At 34.3% G+C, this 24909-nt stretch carries 23 protein-coding genes; 1 reads left to right on the top strand and 22 read right to left on the bottom strand.

Going from position 1 to position 24909, the window contains the following annotated elements; translation table 11 throughout:
• Positions 1 to 157: 157 nt before the first annotated feature.
• From K357_RS08675 to K357_RS0103100, 15 genes are all read right to left on the bottom strand, one after another.
• Positions 158 to 1087: a cell division protein FtsQ/DivIB gene (locus K357_RS08675; RefSeq protein ID WP_071838029.1), complete on the bottom strand. Its 930-nt coding sequence runs from the start codon at positions 1085 to 1087 to the stop codon at positions 158 to 160.
• Between the two features lie 15 nt (positions 1088 to 1102).
• On the bottom strand, positions 1103 to 2035 hold the full coding sequence (locus K357_RS0103035) for a D-alanine--D-alanine ligase (protein WP_028257399.1): 933 nt from the start codon (positions 2033 to 2035) through the stop codon (positions 1103 to 1105).
• On the bottom strand, positions 2035 to 3417 hold the full coding sequence (gene murC / locus K357_RS0103040; protein ID WP_028257400.1) for a UDP-N-acetylmuramate--L-alanine ligase: 1383 nt from the start codon (positions 3415 to 3417) through the stop codon (positions 2035 to 2037). Before murC ends, K357_RS0103035 begins: the two co-directional genes overlap by 1 nt.
• Positions 3418 to 3436: 19 nt before the next feature.
• Positions 3437 to 4543, bottom strand: coding sequence for an undecaprenyldiphospho-muramoylpentapeptide beta-N-acetylglucosaminyltransferase (gene murG, locus K357_RS0103045; protein WP_028257401.1), 1107 nt, complete (start codon positions 4541 to 4543; stop codon positions 3437 to 3439).
• A gap of 6 nt (positions 4544 to 4549) precedes the next feature.
• Positions 4550 to 5914 (bottom strand): UDP-N-acetylmuramoyl-L-alanine--D-glutamate ligase, encoded by a 1365-nt coding sequence (gene murD / locus K357_RS0103050; RefSeq protein WP_028257402.1) that lies wholly within the window; start codon positions 5912 to 5914, stop codon positions 4550 to 4552.
• A gap of 127 nt (positions 5915 to 6041) precedes the next feature.
• Positions 6042 to 7019, bottom strand: a complete 978-nt coding sequence (gene mraY, locus K357_RS0103055) for a phospho-N-acetylmuramoyl-pentapeptide-transferase (protein WP_197049756.1) — start codon at positions 7017 to 7019, stop codon at positions 6042 to 6044.
• A gap of 20 nt (positions 7020 to 7039) precedes the next feature.
• A complete protein-coding gene (locus K357_RS0103060; protein ID WP_028257404.1) occupies positions 7040 to 8425 on the bottom strand; it encodes a UDP-N-acetylmuramoyl-tripeptide--D-alanyl-D-alanine ligase in 1386 nt (461 codons plus the stop codon).
• A 1-nt stretch (position 8426) separates the two neighbouring features.
• Positions 8427 to 9911 carry a UDP-N-acetylmuramoyl-L-alanyl-D-glutamate--2,6-diaminopimelate ligase gene (locus K357_RS0103065; protein ID WP_028257405.1) on the bottom strand — a complete coding sequence of 495 codons (1485 nt, stop codon included), beginning with the start codon at positions 9909 to 9911 and terminating at the stop codon, positions 8427 to 8429.
• Positions 9912 to 9971: 60 nt separating this feature from the next.
• A complete protein-coding gene (locus tag K357_RS0103070) occupies positions 9972 to 10379 on the bottom strand; it encodes a septum formation initiator family protein (protein WP_028257406.1) in 408 nt (135 codons plus the stop codon).
• Positions 10380 to 10399: 20 nt separating this feature from the next.
• A complete protein-coding gene (rsmH, locus tag K357_RS0103075) occupies positions 10400 to 11332 on the bottom strand; it encodes a 16S rRNA (cytosine(1402)-N(4))-methyltransferase RsmH (RefSeq protein WP_028257407.1) in 933 nt (310 codons plus the stop codon).
• Positions 11333 to 11342: 10 nt separating this feature from the next.
• Entirely contained in the window at positions 11343 to 11777 is a 435-nt protein-coding gene (mraZ, locus tag K357_RS0103080) for a division/cell wall cluster transcriptional repressor MraZ (RefSeq protein ID WP_028257408.1), read from the bottom strand.
• Positions 11778 to 12198: 421 nt separating this feature from the next.
• Positions 12199 to 12513: a thioredoxin gene (trxA, locus tag K357_RS0103085; protein ID WP_051212039.1), complete on the bottom strand. Its 315-nt coding sequence runs from the start codon at positions 12511 to 12513 to the stop codon at positions 12199 to 12201.
• An 11-nt stretch (positions 12514 to 12524) separates the two neighbouring features.
• Entirely contained in the window at positions 12525 to 12902 is a 378-nt protein-coding gene (locus K357_RS0103090; RefSeq protein ID WP_028257410.1) for a CoA-binding protein, read from the bottom strand.
• 85 nt (positions 12903 to 12987) lie between these two features.
• Positions 12988 to 13929 carry a tRNA glutamyl-Q(34) synthetase GluQRS gene (gluQRS, locus tag K357_RS0103095; RefSeq protein WP_028257411.1) on the bottom strand — a complete coding sequence of 314 codons (942 nt, stop codon included), beginning with the start codon at positions 13927 to 13929 and terminating at the stop codon, positions 12988 to 12990.
• A gap of 235 nt (positions 13930 to 14164) precedes the next feature.
• Positions 14165 to 17077: an insulinase family protein gene (locus tag K357_RS0103100; RefSeq protein ID WP_028257412.1), complete on the bottom strand. Its 2913-nt coding sequence runs from the start codon at positions 17075 to 17077 to the stop codon at positions 14165 to 14167.
• A gap of 351 nt (positions 17078 to 17428) precedes the next feature.
• Here K357_RS0103100 and K357_RS09330 point away from each other — a divergent pair, with 351 nt between their 5' ends.
• The gene (locus K357_RS09330; protein ID WP_051212041.1) at positions 17429 to 17659 is read left to right on the top strand and encodes a DDE-type integrase/transposase/recombinase; all 231 of its coding nucleotides are present in this window, start codon (positions 17429 to 17431) and stop codon (positions 17657 to 17659) included.
• A 263-nt stretch (positions 17660 to 17922) separates the two neighbouring features.
• On the opposite strand, the gene K357_RS0103110 is transcribed toward K357_RS09330, so the two are convergent.
• The 7 genes from K357_RS0103110 to K357_RS0103140 all read right to left on the bottom strand — a co-directional run bounded on the left by K357_RS0103110 (position 17923) and on the right by K357_RS0103140 (position 24756).
• Positions 17923 to 18237: a hypothetical protein gene (locus K357_RS0103110; RefSeq protein ID WP_028257413.1), complete on the bottom strand. Its 315-nt coding sequence runs from the start codon at positions 18235 to 18237 to the stop codon at positions 17923 to 17925.
• A gap of 18 nt (positions 18238 to 18255) precedes the next feature.
• Positions 18256 to 19485 carry an aspartate kinase gene (locus tag K357_RS0103115; RefSeq protein ID WP_028257414.1) on the bottom strand — a complete coding sequence of 410 codons (1230 nt, stop codon included), beginning with the start codon at positions 19483 to 19485 and terminating at the stop codon, positions 18256 to 18258.
• A gap of 842 nt (positions 19486 to 20327) precedes the next feature.
• A complete protein-coding gene (locus K357_RS0103120; protein WP_028257415.1) occupies positions 20328 to 20720 on the bottom strand; it encodes a class II SORL domain-containing protein in 393 nt (130 codons plus the stop codon).
• Positions 20721 to 20986: 266 nt separating this feature from the next.
• Positions 20987 to 21529 carry a cob(I)yrinic acid a,c-diamide adenosyltransferase gene (cobO, locus tag K357_RS0103125; protein WP_028257416.1) on the bottom strand — a complete coding sequence of 181 codons (543 nt, stop codon included), beginning with the start codon at positions 21527 to 21529 and terminating at the stop codon, positions 20987 to 20989.
• Positions 21530 to 21639: 110 nt separating this feature from the next.
• Positions 21640 to 23016 (bottom strand): cobyrinic acid a,c-diamide synthase CobB, encoded by a 1377-nt coding sequence (locus K357_RS0103130; RefSeq protein WP_028257417.1) that lies wholly within the window; start codon positions 23014 to 23016, stop codon positions 21640 to 21642.
• Positions 23017 to 23092: 76 nt separating this feature from the next.
• The gene (gene cobI, locus K357_RS0103135) at positions 23093 to 23800 is read right to left on the bottom strand and encodes a precorrin-2 C(20)-methyltransferase (RefSeq protein WP_028257418.1); all 708 of its coding nucleotides are present in this window, start codon (positions 23798 to 23800) and stop codon (positions 23093 to 23095) included.
• Between the two features lie 101 nt (positions 23801 to 23901).
• Positions 23902 to 24756 (bottom strand): sirohydrochlorin cobaltochelatase, encoded by an 855-nt coding sequence (locus K357_RS0103140; protein WP_028257419.1) that lies wholly within the window; start codon positions 24754 to 24756, stop codon positions 23902 to 23904.
• Positions 24757 to 24909: the final 153 nt, after the last annotated feature.

Here is a 24909-nt window from a genome sequence, read left to right on the forward strand (position 1 = left end):
TATTTATAATCAATTACAAATTTTGTATAAATACAAGCTCAATCAATATTATCATTGTACAATATTTTTGAAAAACTTTCTACCACATAAAATTTTAATTATTATCTATATAGGCTTATTATACACTATTTTTATATTTCTTAAAATAAATTAATTATCATTGTTTAATAAAAGGTGATGTAACATTCACATCAATATATTCTGCATTTAAATTATTGTTTTTAATATCCTGTATCATATTTTCTGAAAGTGCTGCTTTCTTTTCTAAATTTGTAGTGTCTCCAATATGAATTGGTAAGCCATCAACTGTATAGGCTACTAATTCGTTGGGATTTCCCACATTCACTTCTGCTATCTTGGATAATCCCTCATCAGATAAGGCATTTAAAAAAGTAAGGGCCGACAAAATAGACTGATTAGTTAACTTATCTCCTAGCAATACATTACCAGGCTTAATACCAGAAATAATTGGCACGGTTTCATCAGTAATTGCCGTCTCACTATTAATTGCTTGACCGTTTTTATCAAGTGTAATAAAAGCGAACTGTGTCGTAATAATAGCTATTGGCTTTCTATCAGTTATATTGACACACATCGTCAACGGGAATTTATAAGTAATTTCTACTTTTTCCACTCGTAAATCATGACTCATTTTCTCTTTAATTGTATCTGAGCGTATTTGTAATATATTTATCGGCTCATGAATATCTGCTGCCACCAAAACATCATTGGTGGTTACTTTTTTACTGCCATTTACTTCTAAACTTCCAAACGGTATAGGTAGTACTAATAAGGCAACTATGATTATCAATATAGCAATCATAATTCTAAGAATCTTTTTCCTACGTTTATGCTTATAGCTTCTAATTTTTCTTTGTCGGACTTTCCGTTTTTCAAAGCTTGCATCACGATCAATATATTCTGGCGTATTCTCAATAGGAGTTGCACCGTCAAAATCAGATTCTCTATAAGGAAATGCCGTCCTACCTCGAAAGTCAACATATGTAGTGTCTTCTTTACTTGAAGTAAGCATTTCACCATTATCATCTCGTTTAGGAGAAAATGAATGCTTATTATTTTTATTCATAGAAAGCTCCTATCATTAGAATTTACCTAATCCTGCGGAGTATAATATTTTTTCGCACAATTCAGGAAATGCTATGCCTACTGCATTAGCCGCTTTAGGAACTAATGATGTGGATGTCATGCCAGGAATTGTATTATATTCTAATACAAATGGATCACCCTTATCATTGGTCATAATATCGACACGAATAACGCCATTAGCTTGAATTTCTTCATATACTAATTCACCAATGGCTTGCATTTGTTTTGTTAAACTATCGCTAATAGGCGCTGGCACTAAATAATCAGTAGCACCCGATGTATATTTAGATTCGTAATCATATTCTCCTGAATGAGGACGAATTTCTATAACAGCTAATGCTTTACCATCCAGTACAGATACGGTGAATTCTCGCCCTGTTAAATATTCCTCTACCACTAAGATGGGATCATATTTTATAGCTTCTTCAACCGCTGCTACTAAATCATCTGAGGACTTAACAACTGCAACACCTATACTTGATCCTTGTGTGGCTGCTTTTACAACAACTGGTATAGTAAACTTCTCATTAATATCCGCTACAATATCAGAAACCGAAGTAAGATTTGCATTGTAATTAATAGATCTAGCTGTAGGAATGCCTACTCCTGAAAAAACAGCTTTACTGATTTTCTTGTTCATACCGACAGCTTGTGCCATAATACCTGATCCAGTATATGGTATACCGGCCATTTCTAATGTTCCTTGTAATGCACCATCTTCACCAAACTTACCATGTAAGGCATTAAAAACAATATCACCTTTCATTGATTTAATATCATCTAATAGTGTCGCTTCATGTAACTCCAAAATACTAGCATGATATCCTAATCCAATAAGTGCCTCTCTAATAGCCGACCCTGTGCGACGCGATACTTCTGCTTCTTTAGATGGTCCACCTACTAATACAATAATATGTTTATCTTTCATCATAATCCCTCTTCTAATAAAGCAAGTAATTTTGGTCCATATTGATTAATCGTACCTGCCCCCATAGTAATCACTAAATCATTAGGCCGTACTACATTTTTTAATATACTAGGAACATCCTCTATGTTAGAAATATAATTAACTTTACGATGACTTTCTTTTTCTATCATATTAGGAATAGAATGTCCATCAATACCTGGAATAGGTTCTTCGCCAGCACTATAAATATCTGTCATATAAATTTCATCAGCTGCATTAAAAGCACGAGCAAATTCCTTGAGTAATAAACTAGTGCGCGTAAATCTATGAGGTTGAAATACACAAATAACACGATGTTTCTCTAATTCTTTCGCGGCCTTCAAGGTAGCTTCAATTTCTGTTGGGTGATGTGCATAATCATCCACCACCCATACTCCAGCTACATGACCTTTGGTTTCAAATCTACGTTTAGCGCCTATAAATTTAGAAAGTGCTTTTTGAATCACTGTGATATCAACACCATACACCACATGAGCCACTACAAAGGCTGCCAAAGAATTTAATACATTATGTTTACCTGGAACACGCAATTGTATACGAGCTACAGTCACATTATCATGGACTACATCATACATGAGTGTACTATCCACATAATGAATATTTTTAGCTATATATGTATTATATTCACTCGTTCCATAGGTAATAAAATCTCGTTGCACCTTAGGCATAACATGTTGAATATTAGGATTATCTCCGCAAACTATTGCCTGTCCTGATCTAGGTAATTTTTCTATAAACTTACAAAATGCCTGAAGCAAATTATCCATAGTTCCATAATAGTCCATATGATCATTTTCTATATTAGTAATAACAATTGTTTGTGGATTTAATTTTAAAAATGACCCATCACTTTCATCAGCTTCCGCAATACTAATATCTCCCTTCCCTAATCGACTACTAGCATTGTCAAGATAATCAACTTGTCCGCCAATAATAATAGTAGGATCAATATTTGCTTCACAAAATATTTGCCCTAACATAGATGTAGTTGTAGTCTTACCATGAGCCCCTGCGACAGCAATTCCCTTTGTTACATCTATAACAGCTTTAACAATATCTGATCGATGTAAAATTGGAATACCTGCTTGTTTAGCAGCCACAATTTCAGGATTATCATCATGAATTGCTGTTGAACGAACTACTGCATCCACTCCATCTATATATGATGCATCATGTCCAATATGAATAGTAGCCCCCATACTTCTAAACTTATCAATAATGGGAGACTCTTTAATATCAGAGCCTGTTACATCATAGCCTTTGCAAATTAATATGTTGGCAATTGCATTCATGCCTGAACCAGCAATGCCAATTAAATGTATTTTATGAATACCATCTAACATAGATGTCTCTCCTATCTAATTATTTAGCAATTTCTAATACCAGCTTAGCAATATCATGAGCTGCTGTTGGTCTACCAAGCTCTAATGCGGCTTTAGACATATTCTTTAATCTATGTGAATCTGCCATACATGATTCTATTTCACTAATCAAATCCTGACTACTTAACATTTTATCAACAATCATGCGTGCTGCACCATGCTTAACTAATATTCTAGCATTATAAGTTTGATGATCTTCTGCAGCATACGGATAAGGAATTAAAATAGATGGAATACCACGTACGGTTAATTCTGCTAATCCAACAGCGCCAGCTCTAAACACTGCCAAATCTGCTGCTGCTAACGCTTTTGGCATATCATGCAAGTATGGCAAAATAATAGAAGCGCTACTGAAACTATTTCCCTCTGTAATATGCAAGGCTTGCATAACATTCTGATATTCACTATTACCAGTAATATGTATTAATTTAATACCATCTCGATTTTTAAAATGTTTATGTACATCAATCATAGCCGTATTAATAGTTCTTGCACCTCTAGAACCTCCTGCTATAATAACAGCAAATTCACCATCTTGCAAATTAAAGTACTTACGTCCTTCTTCACGAGTATCAACAAGAATTTCTGGACGAACAGGATTCCCGGTATAAACGACTCGCTTACAGCGAGAAAAAGAAGTACTTGCTTCTTTATACCCTACTGCTACTACGTCAACAAAACGACTTAGTATTTTATTTGTAATACCTGCTATAACATTCTGTTCTTGAATCAATGTAGGAATTTTTTTTAATGCGGCAGCCAACAAAATAGGCCCGCATACATATCCACCAGTCCCGATTACCACATCAGGCTTAAATTTTTCTATAATTACAAATGCTTTTAGGACTGACAAAACAGATTTAACACCTGTAACGATTGTGCCCCATGAAAGCTTACGTTGTAACCCTTGTACAGGTAAGGTTTTAAAATGAATTCCTTCTTTAGGAACTAAGTCAGCTTCTAAGCCTTTCTCAGTACCAATATATAAAACCTCGACATCTGCCATGGCCATCAGTTCTTTATAAATAGTAATGGCCGGATATATATGTCCACCTGTGCCACCGCCTGAAATAATAATGCGTTTCATTCTGTATCACCCCTGCTGTGCTAATCTCATTACTTCACGTTTAAAATCATCGCCTCGTTCTTCAAAACAAGAATACCAATCAAAACTAGAACACGCTGGTGATAATAATACAACGTCATTAGGCACAGCTAATTTTTGTCCTAATTCAACCGCTTCTCGCATAGAATTAACACGGTAGATTGATAACACACCTGCTTCTCGAGCTGATTGTTCGAATCTATCCGCAGCTTCCCCCATCAATAGTAATGCTTTAGTTTTACACTTAATCAAATCCATCAAATCATGCAGTGGTGTCATTTTGTCATGACCGCCTGCTAATAATATAACTGGCGCTGTAAACGATTGAAGGGCTTTAATCACAGAGTCTACATTAGTAGCTTTAGAATCATTATAATATGTAACCTCATGAATAACGGCAACTTTTTCCAACCGATGTTCTACCCCTGAAAATTGGCTAATCACGTTATAAAGAATGTCTTTTGTCACTCCTAATGCATACGTCAATGCAATAACACTCAATATATTTTCAATATTATGAGCCCCTGGGATTAAAATGTGTGAAACATCTATAATTGCTTCTTCTATACCATTAGAAACTGCATAACAAACACCATTTGCATAGTATGCGCCATTATACACTTTCTGCTTTTGACTAATATATAATATAATTCCGTCTGCCTCATCTTCCATAGCTTTAACAATCATATCGTCTGCATTTAAGACGAGATAATCATGATTGTCTTGGTTCTTAAATATATTAGCTTTTGCCTTAGCATACGCTTCAAGTGTTTTATGACGCGATAAATGATCAGGGGTTACATTTAACACAATAGCACCATGTGCTCGAAATTCTTCCACACTTTCTAATTGATAACTGGATAATTCAGCTATTAAGTATCCATCCGATGGTACTCGATACGCCGCCTCACTTAAAGACTTTCCAATATTGCCACCCACATATACATGAGGGTTAACGGCTTTCATAATATCGGCTAACAAAGTAGTAGTTGTCGTCTTACCATTTGTTCCTGTGACGCCCAAGATAGGAGCTTTCGAAATATGATATGCTAGATCAACCTCTCCAATAATAGGAATATGACGACGTCGTGCTTCTACTAAAATAGGAATAGATAAAGAAATCCCTGGAGAAACAATAATTTGATCTATATCACATAATAAATTATTATCTTGCGAACCAGTGATAATTGTAACCCCCGCGTTCAATAATTGTGTTTCTATATCTGCCTCTAGTTTAATAGACGCATAATCATTTAATATTACATGTGCACCTAACATGGCTGCTATATGAGCTGCTCCTATCCCACTAGTGCCAGCTCCTAATACTAAAATATGTTTATCACGATACTCCATTTTATCACCTTATATGTATGTGTATCTAAACTATATCTAACATACACCAGTATGATGTACATTAGATATATTTCAGATATAAAACCAATGTTCAACTTTCTATATCATCATACATCATATCATTTTATTATTTTATAAAATAGATACATAAACTAATTAATGCGAGAATACCCCCAGCAATCCAAAATCTATTAACCACTTTCTGTTCCGTCCATCCAGACAATTCAAAATGATGATGAATTGGACTCATTTTAAAGACTCGAACACCTCTCGTTTTAAATGATATAACCTGAATAATCACAGATAATGCTTCTGCCACAAATACACCGCCTAGAATAATTAAAAGCAATTCAGTTTTCGTCATAATAGCCATACCTGCAAAAGCAGCACCTAACGCCAATGATCCTGTATCGCCCATAAATACTTTTGCCGGATTACTATTAAATACTAAAAAGCCTAAGCATACAGCACAAATGATAGCACCAAAATAGGAAATTTCTATTTTATCATATAGCAAGCCTATCACAGCATACGCAATAGCCGTTATAGCCGCCGTACCAGCTGCCAAACCATCTAGTCCATCAGTTAAATTAACAGCATTCGAAGTACCCACAATAACAACAAAAGCCAATACATAGTATAAGAATCCAATATTTATAGTAACATTAGCTAAAGGAATCCACAAGGTTGTGGGCAATACTATATATTGAGTTACTACATAGCAAAAAATACCGGCCAAAATAATTTGACCTAATAGTTTCTGTTTCGCTGTTAATCCTAAGTTTCTTTTTTTTACTGATTTTACAAAATCATCAAAAAAGCCTAGTGCACAATGGCCTAATATAAGTAGTAGTAAAATAGCTGTCGTTGCTGTCCACGGAGAAAAAATAAGTACGCTAATGGTAAGTGAAATCATCATAAATAAGCCGCCCATAGTTGGTGTGCCAGCTTTAGATTGATGGCTCTTAGGTCCTTCTTCGCGTATACTTTGTTGTGCATGTAGTTTTTTCAACAGCGGAATCGATACTTTTCCAATACCAATCGTTATTATCAATGTTACTACGAATGCAACTACTACTGATGTTAATATATCTGAGCTAAGCATGATACGTCTCCTACTATTTCTTATTCATTATATGAAACTTTATTATTTCTATATTTATCTTGTATATGAGTAATTACTTTCTCCATTGCTAATCCACGAGATCCTTTAACTAAAAGAATGTCTCCTTTTTTATGCAATGGCCAATAAGCATTCGCCATATCCACATGATTCAAGCAGTGCCATGAAGGAATACCCAAAGAATCTGTTATTCTACTAATAAAGGAAGATGCATTTCCTAGTGTAAATACCATATCATACCCTTCATCTGCTAGCAACTGTCCTATAGCCTCATGTGCTTCTTTCGTATAGTTACCTAATTCTAGCATATCTCCTAGCATAGCAATTTTCCGTTTTCTTTCCAATTGTCCTAGTGCCTTAATTGATTCCGCCATAGATGATGGATTCGCATTATACGCATCGTTTAAAACAACTATATCATCTAATGGAATAATCTCTTGTCGCATCGCCATGCCAGTAAAAGTAGAAAATGATTTTTTTATTTTACCTGTCGCAACACCTAATACTCTTGCTACAGCAATAGTCGCTAACGCATTATAAACATTATGAACTCCAATCATTGGTAAAAAGATATCAAACACGTCATCATAACATTTGCAAGTGAATTTAATGCCGTCTTTTTTATAAGATATATGGCTCCCACGTACAGTAGACGTACCCTCTAATCCATAAGTAATCGTTTTCCCTTTTACATCAGAAGACATGGATTTTACCAACACATCATCTTCATTTAATATAGCGATACCCGTACTAGGTAAATGCCTAATCAATTCACCTTTTGCTTGTGCTATCATTTCTTGAGAACCCAAAAGTTCAATATGACTCGTTCCCACATTCGTAATAATACCGATAGTTGGCTCTGCAATCGAAGCTAATTCTTCAATTTGTCCTAATCCACGCATGCCCATTTCTACAATACAAACTTCATGAGAAGCGGTCAACTCCAACAAAGTCATAGGCAAGCCGATTTCATTATTAAAATTTTTTTCCGTTTTCAATACATTAAATTGACTGCTAAGTACAGCACCTAACATTTCTTTAGTAGTCGTCTTACCAGATGAGCCCGTAATTGCTATAACAGGGATCGAGAACCGTTGTCTATGAAACCTTGCCAAATCTTGATAGGCATGCAATGTATCTTCTACTTCAATACAAAGAAAATCATCAATGCCCTTTCCTTTTTGAACGATAGCTCCTATGGCACCAGCTTTTTTAGCCTCTATCAAAAAATCATGTCCATCAAAATTATTTCCTTGTAAAGCAACGAACAAAGAATGAGATACAATTTTTCTAGTATCTGTAACAACAGTTGAAAATGTTACCGATTCACATCCTTGGCATAAGCCATTAACTGCTGTTATAACTTCTTGCAATGTAAATTGAGCCATATTATTTCTCCTTAAGAGCTATGCGAGCTTCTTCTCGATCATCAAAATGAATTGTTCCTTCATTTAATATTTGATAATTCTCATGTCCCTTTCCGGCAATAATAACCACATCTCCATTTTGAGCCATAGCAATGGCTGCTTGAATAGCTTGCCGTCGATCTGCAACAACTCGATACGAAGTACCTTCTCTCAAATTATTTTTAACACCCACTTCTACATCTTTCAAAATTTTCTCAGGATTTTCTGTACGAGGATTATCAGAAGTAACTATAATAACATCCCCATATTGAGCAGCAATTTTCCCCATAATAGGACGTTTTGTAGCATCCCGATCACCACCACAGCCAAATACAACAATAATATGATGTTGTACTATCTTTTTAGCAGTTTGTAAAATATTTTCTAATCCGTCAGGAGTATGCGCATAATCAACGACTACAGCAAATGGTTGTCCTTCTTCAATTAACTCAAATCTCCCCGGTACTGAGGAAAAACTAGATAAGGCTGTATCAATTTCTTCAAATGAAAGTCCTTCATATAAACATGCACCAATAGCAGCTAATGTATTATATACATTAAACAATCCTGTTGTATTAATCGTCACTGGATATTCGCGATTATTATAAGAAATCGTATATGTTAAAGATTTAGCAGTCATAGCAATATCTTTAGCATTTAGACTGCCTTTTCCACATGTACTATACGTTATAATAGGTGCTGTTGTTTTGTCAACAACACGACATCCATAAGGATCATCGATATTAATAACGGCTCCTTTATTACTTTTAGATTGATTATCCGCACTTACTTGCTCAAACAATTTACATTTAGCCGCCAAATAATTTTCAAATGTTTTATGAAAATCTAAATGATCTTGTGTCAAATTAGTAAATACTGCTGTATCATATTCAACACCTGCCACACGACCTAATGCTAGTGCATGAGAGGATACTTCCATAACGCAATGTGTGACTCCCTCCCGTACCATTTGTGCCAATATATGTTGTAAATCCACCACATCTGGCGTTGTATTATGAATTGGATATGATGTGTCACCAATAAGTATATGAACTGTACCAATAACACCAACTTTATACCCCTTTGCTCGCAAAATATGCGCAATCATATGCGTTGTCGTAGTTTTTCCATTAGTCCCAGTAACACCTATCATACGCATTGATAATGCTGGATAATCAAAAAAAGCTGGTACACATCCCATCATAGCTTGTCGTGTGTCCTCAACACGAATGATGGTAACATCTCCAACAACTGCAACATCTTTAGATACCAACAATGCACTTGCACCAGCATCTACGGCTTGTTGTGCATAACTATGCCCATCTACTGTGGACCCATCTAAACAAATAAATAACGATCCCTTTTCTACTTGTCTCGAATCGGCAGTAATATCTGATATTTCTATATCAATATTACCTTTAACATCTATAGAATTGATAAATTGAAGTAGTTCTTTAATTGTTTTCATCATGCACTCTCATTTCTTTACATAATAGAAGCAGCCCCACACTGGGAGCTGCTCACCTAATTAATCTACAATCTGCTGCGTCTTTTTTGTATTGCGTTCCGTAGTAGTATATTTACTATTATATACGAATCTATTAGGCAAAACCATTCCTAATGTATCTTGTGCAATTTTTTGAATTCGTGTTGGCGACTTTAATGTAGCCACTTCAACTTCTAACGCTTCTTGTTGTTTTGTTAATTCTATTACATTGTTTTGTAATTTAACCACATCATACCCTGAGGCAACGGATAAAGATCGCAAGAAAAGAATGGCTCCCAGGAAACACCCTATAAGTATTAGAATAGGAATAGTCCGTTTCATTGCTGGTGTAAGATCCAATATAAATGAGTTATTTTGTCTGGCTCCAATCACACCACGCGGTGCATATATACTTGTCTTCGTATCCCCAAATGCCTTTCTTGCTAACATATCTTTTCCACCTATCTACTTTACAATTTTTCTGCTACTCGTAGCTTAGCGCTACGTGCTCTTGGATTTAATTCAACTTCATTCTGACTCGGTACAATCGCCTTATTTTTAACTTTTATCACCGCTTTATGATGACATACACATATAGGTAGTTCGGGTGGACAAATACATCCTGTACTCATTTCTTTAAATGTTTGTTTGGTAATCCTATCTTCTAGCGAATGAAATGTAATAACCCCTATACGTCCCCCTGTATGCAGCATAGATATGGCATCTACAAAACTGTCATGCAATATATCTAATTCTCTATTTACTTCTATGCGTATTGCTTGAAAAGTACGTTTTGCTGGATGTGGGCCATCTTGTCTAGCCTTTGCAGGAATTGCTCTTTTTATAATATCTACTAATTCACTAGTTCTAGTGATGTTATGATGATTTCTAGCTTCTACAATAAACTGAGCAATACGTTTCGCCCATCGTTCCTCTCCATAGTCACGTAAAATACGATGTAGTTCCTCTACTGGATATTCATTAACTATCTGTTCAGCAGTAATTTGATTGTTTATATCCATGCGCATATCTAATGGACCATCATGCATATAGGAAAACCCTCTTTCTGGCGTATCTAATTGATAGCTAGAAACCCCTAAATCAAAAATAAATCCATCAACCTTCTCAATTCCATGTTCCATTAAAGATGTCTTTAAATTGCTAAAATTAGAGGCAATTGTCATCGTTCTACATGCTAAATCAGATAAACGTTCTTTAGCTACACGAAGTGCTACTATATCTTGATCCAATCCTATCAGCATTCCCTTATTCGATAATCGCTCTCCTATAGCATGAGCATGTCCAGCGCCACCTAGTGTACAGTCCACATATATACCATCAAGATTAGTGACAACTGAATCAACAGTTTCTTTTAACAATACACTGGTATGTCTAAATTCCAAAATATGCCTCCTATAATATGCCATCAAAGTCTAAATTTTCAGCCAATTCTTCCATATTAATACCGACTTCATCAGTATATGTATTCCATCGTTCTTTGCTCCAAATTTCCACATGGTCACCTGATCCAACAACGACAGCAGCCTTCTTCAACTCTGCATATTTCCTTAAGGAGCTAGGGATTAACACACGACCTTGCTTGTCAAACTCAAGTTCACAAGCACTACCAAAAAGAAAACGCTTATACGCACGAACATTACTTTTATTAGATGGTAAACTTTGCAATTTTTCAGCAATTTTTGTCCACGCTTCTTCCGTATAAATGGACAAAGAATTATCTAGACCTTTAGTAACAATACAAATGTCACCTAATTGTTCACGTATTTTTGCAGGAATAATCAAACGACCTTTTGTGTCAATCGTATGTGAATATTCTCCCATGAACATAGTCTAGCACCGCCTTCCTCACTTATTTACCACTATATGGTAAATTTTACCACAATTCCCCACCATAAACAACATCATTTCATTAAAAATTCATTACTTTTATTAATTTTATGAATATTATATAAGGTTAATTAAATTCCCTACCTTTCTATACATACAAAAGGTAGAACAAATATTTGTATAATATGTAAACATTTTCAAATACATAAAAATTCATTTCTATATTCTAAAAATTTTATTAGCTCATATTTATATGCCAATGAAGATATTCAATATGGCTACTTTCAAAATTGCATACAAAAAAGGACTACCATAAGTCCTTTAATCATCATATATAAATACACATCGCATTTGTATATATGCTAAGACTATAGTAATCCTTAAAAATACTCTATTAAATTAGTAAATGCTCATATACATCTTATAAAGCCTTTTCAATAGCAGCTAATAATTCGTTTTCAGGAATAAATCCCACTTTTTTATCTACTACTTCACCATTCTTTACCACTAAAAAGGTTGGTAATACTTCAACATTATATTGACGCGCTAATTCTGGTTCTTCATCTGTATTAACTTTAACAAAATCTACTTTATCGCCAATTTTTTTATCTAAGCCTTCAAAGATAGGCATCATACGTACACAATAACCGCACCAAGGTGCCCAAAAATCAACAACTGTTACTTTTGTATTCTCTTCTACGGCCACTTTAAAGTCTGCTGTTTTTACTTCTTTCATGATAACTCCTCCTATGGTAATTGTACTAATACACAATCAGTTATTACATTGATATTTCGTTCTTTTGCAGCATTGATAACAGCATCCGTATCCGCACCAGGCTGCAGCCAAACCGTCGATATACCTAATTCCTCGCATTCGCTCATAGCAGCTACACCGACTTGCTCAGGAACTACTACATTTACAATATCTACTACTTTAGGTATATCCGTCAACGTAGAATAACATATATCGCCATCCACTTGTTCAGCATTAGGGTTTACAGGGTATACTTCATAGCCATACGATTTTAATCGTTTGTATAATTTGAAACCGAATTTAGTTTCTTTAGGCGTTGCACCTAAGACGGCCCAAACTACATCTTTTTTTAACGCTTCTTCGATTGTCATACGACCACCCTTTCTAAGTATTATTATATAAAAATATCGAAAAAAGTCAATATAATCTATTTCCTATCTGTATTACACTAAATAATTAGAGTATAATAGTAGACTTCTTCAATACATCTTGATCTAATGATACATCCAATAATTCATCTAGAGAAATGCCACTGCTCGATACATAACGAGAATCAACCAGCTTAGTCTTTTCCACCAATAATCCTATGATTTGATGTGATGAGTATCCCATCTGTCTTAGTTCTTGAATAGTAATACTCTGTTGTCTTTTAGATAATCGATGTCCATGCGTATCCATTAGTAATGGTGCATGTTTATAAACGGGGACCTTTTTCCCTAGCAATTGATATAAATATATTTGAAATACTGTAGGCTCTAATAAATCACAGCCTCTAAGCACTTCTGTAATCCCCATAGCAATATCATCTAGCACTGATGCCAAATGATATGCATACATACCATCAGAACGTTTTAGGATAAAATCATGTAATCCTTCCTCTATATGCACGCTAACTAACCCTTGCCAAAAATCTATATATTCAATTAAACAAGACTTGACTTTCAAACGATATGATGGCACCTTTTTATGCGCTATTTCATTGAAAATTTTTACACCTGCGTCACGGCAACGACCATCATAAATAGGTATCAGTTCTCCAAAATGGGGAGCAGACATAATCGTTTGAAGTCTTGATCGATTACAATAACAAGGATATATAATATCCTTACTAGACCACTCATTTAATTGGGATTCATAATAATGCCCGCGATAGCTCTGATAATATTGTTTATCGTTATTACTAACACGTGGGCCTTCATCCCATTCAAAACCTAACCACTCTAAATCATCTAGCATCAACTCTGAAAATTCTTGTTTTGACCTCTGTCTATCAATATCTTCAATACGAATGACAAACTGTCCTTTTTGCCGTCGGGTCGATAAATACGATAATATGGCAACCCAAAGATTTCCCAAATGCATTCTACCTGTCGGGCTAGGTGCAAAACGCCCTTTCATATATCAAACTTCCTTGTCATTAATCTAACATACTAGCGTAAACATCTACACAATAAGGCATTTTATCACATGCGCATATATAATCCTTACATTCATTTTATACCAATAGTATCATTTCTTCATTAGTAGCAACATATACAACGACAATATCTAGTAATAAATGATATAGCCTTATATATCCTAAACAATGTACCACTCATATAGTTATAACTCATTAATTTATATATAAGCTTTCTTATTGTTGTAATGGTACAAGACTATCAAACAATTCTTGTGTTTCTTTAATTGTTTGTTCATTCCCCATAACACATATGTGATTATCTGCCATTACGGCATGAACGACTTGAGAAAGATTTCTTATATCTTCTTGTGTGCAGGCGATAACCTCTTTTCTAAAATTAATTTTATTTTCTAAATGTGTCTCACTAAAATACAATCCCATCGCACGAGGGCCTCGTAAAGCTGGTGTCATTGGTAAGTCAAGTCCGCTCATAGTGCCAATAATATATTTACGCATTTCTCTATCTGTAATGGTAAACGTTTTTAGATACTCTGCTAACTCGTCGTATGTATCTAGTGTTTTCATGAGATTAGGATCTCGATAACTACAGAAAATCATATTTCCATTTTCATAGAAATTGGCAAATGCTCCATACGCTCCACCTTGTACACGAACTCGAATCCATAGATATTCATAGCGCAAAATTGTTTCTAAGACGCTCATAGCTCCACAATGCACAAACCCATGATCTTTAAAATTACCACCTTTACCAACATATTGAACTTTTCCAGAGGTAAGAATTCCTTCATTTACGAAAGATTGTGTCATAGCCAATTTCCCAACAGGAAGTTCATCTTGATTCCAAGTAGCTAACATAGGCTCTAGCAATGTTAGAAAGGAGTCAAACTCATGTTCCTCCCCTACGAACATAATTTCTACATTATTGGCACGGAATAATTTTTGAGCTATAGAAGCTAACTTTTCCGGTAAGTGAGAAAGAGCATCAGGCTGTTTTACCAATTCACTAATCTTTTGATAATAACTTAAATTACCTGCATCTCTAAATTTACTAATAGATGATACTTGCGCTAATACTCGTTGGGTAACAATAGTGTTACCGCGGCGAAACGCCTCTGTATCCCAAATAGCCTTACTTTCAGAAATCAATTCATGTAATCGTTCTACATTTGTAAATTCTGACTCTTGCAAAATTGTATGGATAATACGTGTCAATTCTGATAATTTACTATGTAATGCTTTCGCACGAATAATCATAAGCGGCACAAATTTATCACGATCATTTTCTTTACCAATAGCAGTAATATCTGCATTAAATCCACCTAAATTTAAATTAATATCATTTGCTAAATCAGTATAGGACATAGCAGTAGTATCAACGCGTCCTAGCAAATCACTCAATAAATCTGCATAAAATAGCTCATTTTCTGTTAAACAGTCTAACTTAAAATAAAAACCAGTATAATTAACCCCTTTGGCAAAAGTGGGAATAAAATGCACCTTAGTACCGCCAACATAGGATTCTCTTCTCTCAATGTCTTCAATATCTGCACTTAAATCTGATAAATCTAGCAACGGAATTGAAGACAGTGCTTCCGGTGAATCCGGCTCTGCTTGTCGTGCATGAAGTTTTTTAGTGGTAGCGATTACATGTTCTATTTCATCAGAGGTCATTTTAGCTTTGATAGCTGCTAATTTTTCTTTTTCTTCAGCTTCTTTAGCTTCTTGCAAACCTTTTTCTGGATAAATCGATACCAACGCTTTATGGGTATTCTGTAAAATAGCATCGGTAATTAAGTCTTCAAAATACGTTCCAGCTAACCCTTTTCTAAGAGTGGACAATATGTTCTCATATCGCAATAACTCAATTGGATCATTATCATATAACCAATTATCCATCATACGAATATTATAGGCTAATCCAATAGGCCTACCTCCAAAATCAGCCTCCCGCAAAGAAAATTCGATGTTATTTAATGATGCTTCTAACATCGTTTTATCTAGTCCTGCGGATACTAATTCTCGCAATGTATTTTCCACAATCGTTTCTACTTGTTTTTGTTGGTCCATATTAGATCCTGTAATGGAAATATTCCATATTGGTTGTCGCAAGCTATCTAAATAATAACCACTTACATCGCTACCAATACCAGCTTGTACTAATGCCTTTTTCAATGGTGCTGCTGGAGATGTTAACAATGCATGGGTTATTATTTCAAAAGCTAAACTTTTTTCTCCATTCATTTCTGGCAATACATACGTTAATGCATGCATACTCTTGTTTTCTTCACTATCTTCAGATCCAATTCCATAAGGAAAGGAACATACTTTTCCTTCTGAAAAAGGTGCTTGTAATGGAATATCAGAATGAACTGTAATGGCTTTAAAATGAGATAAATATTCATCATTAATAAATTGCAACTGTGCTTCAATATCCATAGTCCCATATAAAAATATGTAGCTATTAGATGGATGATAATATTCTCTATAAAATTTTTGAAAATTTTCATAGGTCAACTGAGGAATCACCTCTGGATCACCACCAGATTCTACTCCATACGTTGTATCTGGAAATAGTGTTTCCATCATATGACGTTCTAGGATAGAGTCCGCCGAGGAGAAAACTCCTTTCATTTCATTTAGCACTACCCCTTTATAAATTAAGTCATCATTAGGCGTTTCCATTTCATAATGCCATCCTTCTTGCATAACAATTTCAGGATCTTCTGCTACACGAGGATAGAATACGGCATCTAAATATACATCCATCAAATTATGAAAATCTTTATCATTTTTACTTGCTACCGGATACATGGTTTTATCTGGATAGGTCATGGCATTTAAAAATGTATTTAATGATCCTTTAACTAATTCTACAAAAGGTTCTTTTAAAGGAAATTTCCTTGATCCACATAACACAGAATGTTCCATAATATGAGCTACGCCAGTACTATCCTTTGGTGGTGTTCTAAAGGATATAGAGAAAACTTTATTTGTATCATCCACATCAATATAAATAAGTCGAGCACCTGATTGTTTATGGTATAATTCATAGGCTATACCATTAATTTCTGAAATTTTTTCAATTCTTTTTACAAGAAATCCTGAATACACTTTATGTAAGTCCATTATATTCACCCCATTAACTAACTCATACTATTAATCATTTTACCAAAAATTAGTAAGAATCTATTTGCGCACTATATTGATAGATTTCTAATAGTATTTAACATATACTACTAATAACATCATTTAATATTGATAATCACTAGTATTTTTAATTATAACATACTCTATCTCTATTATGTTGTAAAAACTCATTTTATTAAAATATACTACTACAATATGAAAGAACTTTTATAAAAATTCAAATTATAAATGTTAACTACTAAATGCTATCGATAATAATTAGTTTTGCTATATGACTTCTATCTATAAATACTCCCAAAACGTATATTATCGATTACAAATGAGAAATGCGTGACTAATATAAGCAGATTTTTGATAGATGTAGCAGATCAAATGATCGTTGACATACAAACAATACAGGCAGATAATACACGAGAATTCACTAATTATGGTATCAAGAAGCGAGAATATTTATTCGATAGAGTATTACAAGAATTAGGTATAAAACATAAGGTGATACACCCATTTTCACTATGGCAAAATGGAAAAGTAGAACGAAGTCATACAGTTGATGGAGAATGATTTTACAGAAGAAGTTAACAAATCTTGCTGCTTTTTCAAAAGCACATCAACGGTACGCAAGTAGGTATAATAACATAGTGCAAAAAGTATTAGTGTTTATATCACCTAATAAATATATAGCAGAGTACTTTTTACGTACATCATCAAGAGTCTGTAGCACAAATATTTGACTACTACAGAGAATTACTATAAATTATAAAAAATACATGTTGAAAAACAATTTGTATTTCAACATGTATTTCTTGATAATCTACAATACTATATTAAGATTCTAACGCCCATCGCTGTTTTCTCCTGCATGTAATCAATCCTTCAACGATAACTGCAAATTGAGCAAAATTCACTATATAATCGTCATATAAATCAGGAACTACTTTATATACAATAGTAACCTCATGAGACTCATAATTCATGCGAATGCCATGTAAATGACTGGACACAGTAAAGCCACTCTGTGCTTGTTTAAGTGTTGGTATCGGTTGTTGTTTAATATCTTTTAAAAGTGCCTCAAGAAATATGTCTTTTTTAGTATCACTATCTAGCAACATTTCATCAATAAAGCTATGTAAACTGTCCATATCCGATCCTTTCCAAAATTATCCTCGTTCTCCTAAAAACAACTTTTCATGAATCAAACGAACAGCATCTTTCACACGATTTTCTGCCACTAAACATGTAATTGAAATTTCAGAAGTACTAATAATTTCAATATTAATACCTTCTTCACCTAAGATTCCAAACATTTGTGCTGCTACACCTGGTTGTCCTAGCATACCAGCTCCAACAATTGATACTTTCGCCATATTTTCATCAATATTAATCGATTCCATTTTTATAGTTTCATGAAGTTTATCTAAGATTTCACGAGCTAATGGTACATCATCACATAAAATAGTAAAAATAATATCAGTAACAGCATCATCAGTAGAGCGAATGCTTTGAACAATCATATCCACATCAATATTTTTATCTGCTAATGCTTTAAATACAGTAGCTGCAACGCCCGGCTTATTTTCGACCCCTACCAAAGATACTTTAGCCGCATTAATATCATCAGCAACGCCAGTAATAACACGTTTATTTGATTCCACAGTATATTCCTCCCGAATGATAGTTCCTTGATTAGTAGAAAAAGTTGAGCGCACATGTATAGGAACACCATAACGACTTCCCATTTCTACCGCCCGTGGTTGCATAACGCCTGCTCCCAAACGAGCCATTTCTAGCATCTCACCATAAGTAATTTCCTGTAGTTTAACTGCATCAGATGCAATACGTGGATCTGTAGAGTAAACCCCTTCTACATCTGTGAAAATTTCGCATACATCAGCCTTCATCGCACCAGCTAAAGCCACTGCTGTTGTATCTGATCCACCACGGCCTAATGTAGCAATATCACCGTTTTCTACAATTCCTTGAAAGCCTGCTACTATTACAATATTACCTGCTTGTAATGCAGAGAATACTCGTTCTGGAAACACATCTAAAATACGTGCTTTACCATACGCCGCACTACTCTGAATACCCGCCTGTGGTCCAGTCATAGATATCGCTTGATGACCGCGCTCTGTAAAAGCCATCGCCATCAATGCAATCGTTACTTGCTCACCTGTCGATAATAACCTATCCATTTCACGTCCATATGGTTTAGATGTTATTTGTTTTGCCAAGGATACTAATTCATCTGTAGTGTCACCCATAGCAGACACAACAATTACAATTTGATCATTTTCTTTTTTCTCATTTAATACACGATCAACAATATTAAATATCTTTTCTGGTGTAGCCACGGAGCTACCGCCAAATTTTTTTACAATTAAAGCCACGGCTTCTCCCTCATTTGCATCAAATATTAAATACGATTAATGCTTACTTTATCATAAATTTCTCTCTTAGTAAAGGATATTAGCTATTTCATCTCCTCTTAATAGATAATTATTCATTCAGGATGGACATATATAAGGAAATGTACTGTCTATTTTACATAATGAAAATTTGCTCTATGAAATGTATGAATTATATCGAACTTCTGCCAATCAGTTGAAATATAGAATTTTATAAAAGTATAGAACTACACGTATCTATGATATCGCTATAACCTGTTTTCAGATAAATCATACATTATACTATTAGAATCATCTATCTGAATACTATTACTATCATGTATCTATCTCATTATAATTTTAATATACTATCCCATTCGTCAATCATCAGGATGACACTCATCTGCATCCATTTTAATTAACTGTTATATATCTTCTAGTAGAAATAATATAATGACTAATATAGCAAAATACAATAATCTACTTACATTTTTATTATAATCTATAGCAAACATGATACTTCAGGATCTATTTATACTATTATAAAATGTTATTTTTAAAGAAGCATCCCTCATAGTGATTAATTCATCTAATGTATGTAGTCTACAAGCAATCTCTTCATTCCTGTAATACAACTGTAACACCTTAATTACATATAAGGTAATTTTTTATATTATAAAATATTTTCCACAACATAGAAAATACTCTATTATGTCACCTAAAAAAGATCAACAATCAAAAGATACATAAAAAGAGCTACAATACTATAAGTATTGCAGCTCTTGTATATTTGATTAAAAGATGTATTTTATATGAAACGCAAAACTATCTACTTCAATTGGCAACTATGCTACTGTTATATCTTTTTCAGATTCCCACAAACCATGAATATTACAATACGATACAGCAATCAATTTGCCAGATTTTTTAAATGTAACTTTAAAAGAACCTTCAGCTTCAGCAAACACAGGCCCTTCATTAGCACCTGCAGCAGATTCACCATGTACATTAAATTCAATGGCCCCTACTTCATAAGGCACTTGTGTTCCTTCTGGAACAAAGTATAATTTAATCCAATTAATATGATGTTCTGTTGTATTAGGATGTGCAATTTCTTTACCTACTGCCACTTCAATAGTTGCTTTTTCTCCAACTTTAAAAGTATCTGCACAATCAATTACAGGAACATGTTTTTCATTTTTAAAATCTGCACTTTTAATATAATCATGTACTGCCATTAGGACGACCTCCCTACATATAGAATATTACTTAATAAATTATTATACTTAATAAAAATGATTAATACATCATTCATAATAATTTTAATTACACATTTATTATATCGAATTTTTTCGTAAAGGTCAATATCTTTTTCGAAATTATTCTATTTACATACTCTTATAATCAATTACTGTATGGAAATATACTGTACTTCGCAGATAACAACATATCATAAATTCTGCACAAAAATAAAATAGCTATATTCTCTCCTCCATTAAGGCACTTAAAATTCAATGCCTCTCTTAGCTTTTATTCCCTTTTGATAGGCATGTTTTACCACTTTCATTTCTGTAACAGTATCCGCTAAGGCAATAATTTCTTCTGGTGCATTACGACCTGTTAAAATCATATCTAATCGTTCTGGTTTATTTTTTAAAAGATGTATAACAGACTCAACACTAACTAATCCATAATGCATGGCATAGTTAATTTCATCCAAAATAATTAAATCCCACGCGTCAGAATTTACTTCATTCTTTAACATATTCCATGCTTCATCAGCAGCTTTCTTATGCTCATTTAATTCAGCAGTACTAACATTGTCTTTATTATGGAAAATAAACCCCTTTCCCATAGGACGAATTTCTATTTGTGGTGCTAATCGTTTAATCGCATTTAACTCGCCATAATTTTGTCCACCTTTAATGAATTGTAAAATTAACACTTTTTTATTTTGTCCAACTGCCCGCAATGCAACGCCCAAGGCTGCTGTAGTTTTACCTTTGCCGTCACCAGTATTTATCAAAATCAATCCTCGTTCTGACATAGTACACCTCCCACAGTATTAACTGATACACTATGATAGCAAATTAACACATATATAAATGATTGTATACAAATATAAATATAAAGAAGCCTATAAAACGTATCACATAATTACTTGGAACGTTTATATGTAACACAAGCGTGAACGAAATGGTTGCGAGCGATATCACAACCAGCAAAATTAATATGCAAATAGGTAGCTAATACATTTCCATTGGCATATCCACCTTTATACTCTTGTACCTTTCTACCACCTACTAATTGAAAAGCCCAAGGAAAATCGTCAACTTCTGGTATCATTGTTGAAAAATGAAATTCATGGCCTCGTAAGGGCTCATTTGTATAGGCTATTACAGAGTCCTTTAATGCCGTTGCCGTTACATATCCAACTTTCTGTAATGATGTTTCCATGACCGTACGTGCAGGTACAACTCCTACCATCTCTAATGTATGGTTTTCAAAATCCGTAATTGATTGACATAAATACATAAGACCCCCGCATTCGGCATATATAGGCATACCTTCTAGGGCTTTATTTTTAATATCTGTCTTCATACTACGATTAGCTTCTAATTGTCCTAAAAACATCTCTGGGAATCCGCCGCCGAAAATAAGACCATCCACTTCTGGCAAATGCGCATCCTTTAACGGGCTAAAATATACTAACTCAGCTCCAGTAGCCTCTAATGCAGCCAAACTAGCTGGGTAATAAAAAGAAAATGCTTCATCATAAGCCACACCAATACGCGCTACTTTTTCTGTTGTTGTAGTAGGGATAATAGGTTCGCTTACTAATGGTGGCGCAGAATGAGCAATCCTATAAAGTGTATCTAACTCTACCATACTAGTAACAGCATCTCGAATAGTAGCAATTGCCTCTGTAGGATCAAACTCCGTAACAGGTGTTAATCCTAAATGTCTTTCTGGAGATTGCATACGATTATCGCGATAAATACTACCTATAATAGGAATTCCTACTTTCTCCATGCCTTGACGAATCATTTTTTCATGGTTTTCTGATCCTAATCGATTTAATATAACGCCGGCAAAATTTACATCTCTATCATAATCTCTAAAGCCTTTAGCAATAGCTGCTGCACTTTCTCCCATGGCTTTGCAATCGATAACTAATACTACAGATGCTGCTAAGCGTTTAGCAATTTCAGCAGTCGAACTAACACCCTCGCGTCCACCATCGTATAATCCCATGACACCTTCTATAATCGATATATCGACAGAATCAGTAACTGATTCAAAAAAAGGTATCATCTTATCAGGAGGAACTAACCAAGTATCTAAATTATAAGAATCTCTGCCTGCTGCCATTTTATGAAAGCCCGGATCAATATAATCCGGGCCCACTTTAAATGACTGCACTACACGTCCATTTTGTCTATAAGCAGCTAGTAGCCCTGCTACAATAGTTGTTTTTCCAACTCCAGAATTTGTACCTGCTATTACTACTCTTGGTCTTTGTACAGTGTTCATATATTTACCTTTATTATGTATTAACATAACCTTTTACTCACAGAATTATCATATTCATCCCATGTATTATCTATATTTATCTATCTTTTCGTTTGGCTAGAATGGTCGATAAATAATTTAATTTCGTATCAGCTGGCATATTCTCAAGCCCACAAAATACTTCTTCATCAGGTAGCCCTACACGGCTAATCATAACTGCATCATCAGCCATATTATGTTTCTTTAATACAGCTTGTACTTCATCAAAATTTTTATAAACTTTCATAATAACAGCATCATCAGCTACTGCCATAACTGCGTCTATTTTTTCTTTTGGTGCTGTAGCAGGAACAATGGCCAATACCTCTTCTTTTTCAACAATTGGATAGCCTAAATGTGAACCAATTGCGCAAAATGCGGGTACACCTGGAATTGTTTCAATATCATATCCAGTATGTTCAATTAGGCGATATACATACATATACGTACTATAAAACATTGGATCCCCTAATGTTAAAAATACAACTTTTTTCCCTTGTTCTAAATATGATACAATAATATTTTTAGCTTCTATCCATGCATCACTTAATGTTTCTTCATGAAACACCATTGGAAATACAACAGGAATAATTTCTGTATGTTCTTGAATGTATGGTTTTGCAATATTTAAGGCTACAGAACCATCTTTCTTTTCTGTTTTCGGTGTAATAATAATATCAGCTTCTCCTACTAAGCGAGCCGCTTTTACCGTCATTAATTCAGAGTCACCAGGACCTACTCCAATACCATATAATTTACCTTTCATATTGTCACCTCATAATTACTATTTAATTTATATTACTTTTCTATACTACTATATTTATTAATAAAAATCTATATATTGCAAGCAGTAAAATGATACGCCACTTATTTTATATTAGGAATCACAGGACGATGTGTGCTACGTTTTCCATAACAATCATCAATCATATCTTGTACATGTTCTACATATAAATCTTGAATTGCTCTATATTCGCCTAAACCAGCGCGATGTATCTTGACTTCATATCCCTGTGCTCGCAGTTGATTGATAACACTATCATCCTCATCACCAAATAAATCATTATTCGCATGATCACCACAAACTAATAATAATGGATGTACATGAAGCACACGAGGCCGTTTTCCCCCTAATATTTCCCAATTAAACGTTGTATCTTCTAAATACGGTGCATTTTCAAGAACTGCAATACGCACATGATTCATTCCATTTAACAGCAACTTACACTGTAACATGCCGTATACGGAATTGCCAGAATCTAAACCACCATGCCCGACTAGTACTAGTCCTTCCCCCTCTGGGATTGGTAGTGTAGCAATAAATTTATCAATAAACAATTGATAATCATCAGGATGCTCCTCTTGTGCCATATAAAAATTAAGAGGTCTTCCTACTATCAGTGTAGTTAAATTACCAGCACCTTCATAATTCATAATATTGCGTTTTAATTTTTCGTATTCTCCACCACCGGCAAAATGCAATGGTTGTACATAAATTTTTTCACAACCTGCATCAATTAATTGTTCCATAGCCAATTGTTCTGTCATTATTTCTTCCCCACGATCTCGTAATCGTTTTACAATAATCCGGGATGAAAATGCTAATAGGCAATCATAGTCTGCATAGGCATCTTTAATACGATTAAATACAGCATCTATATTATTTACTCTTGCTTCTTTAATAGTTGTTCCAAAGGCAACAACCAAAATGGCTTGTTTCATAAGTATCATTCTCCTATACATAAATTCATAAAATAAAGACTATATAATGTATTACTACTTTGTATCATACCATACATATTACAGCTATGTAATAATAAAGTTTCATAATCATAACCACCCGTAGAACGGGTGGTTTGCTCTGACCCTATAAGG

The sequence above is a fragment of the Veillonella montpellierensis DSM 17217 genome (genome assembly GCF_000426745.1).
GTDB classification, from domain to species: domain Bacteria; phylum Bacillota; class Negativicutes; order Veillonellales; family Veillonellaceae; genus Veillonella; species Veillonella montpellierensis.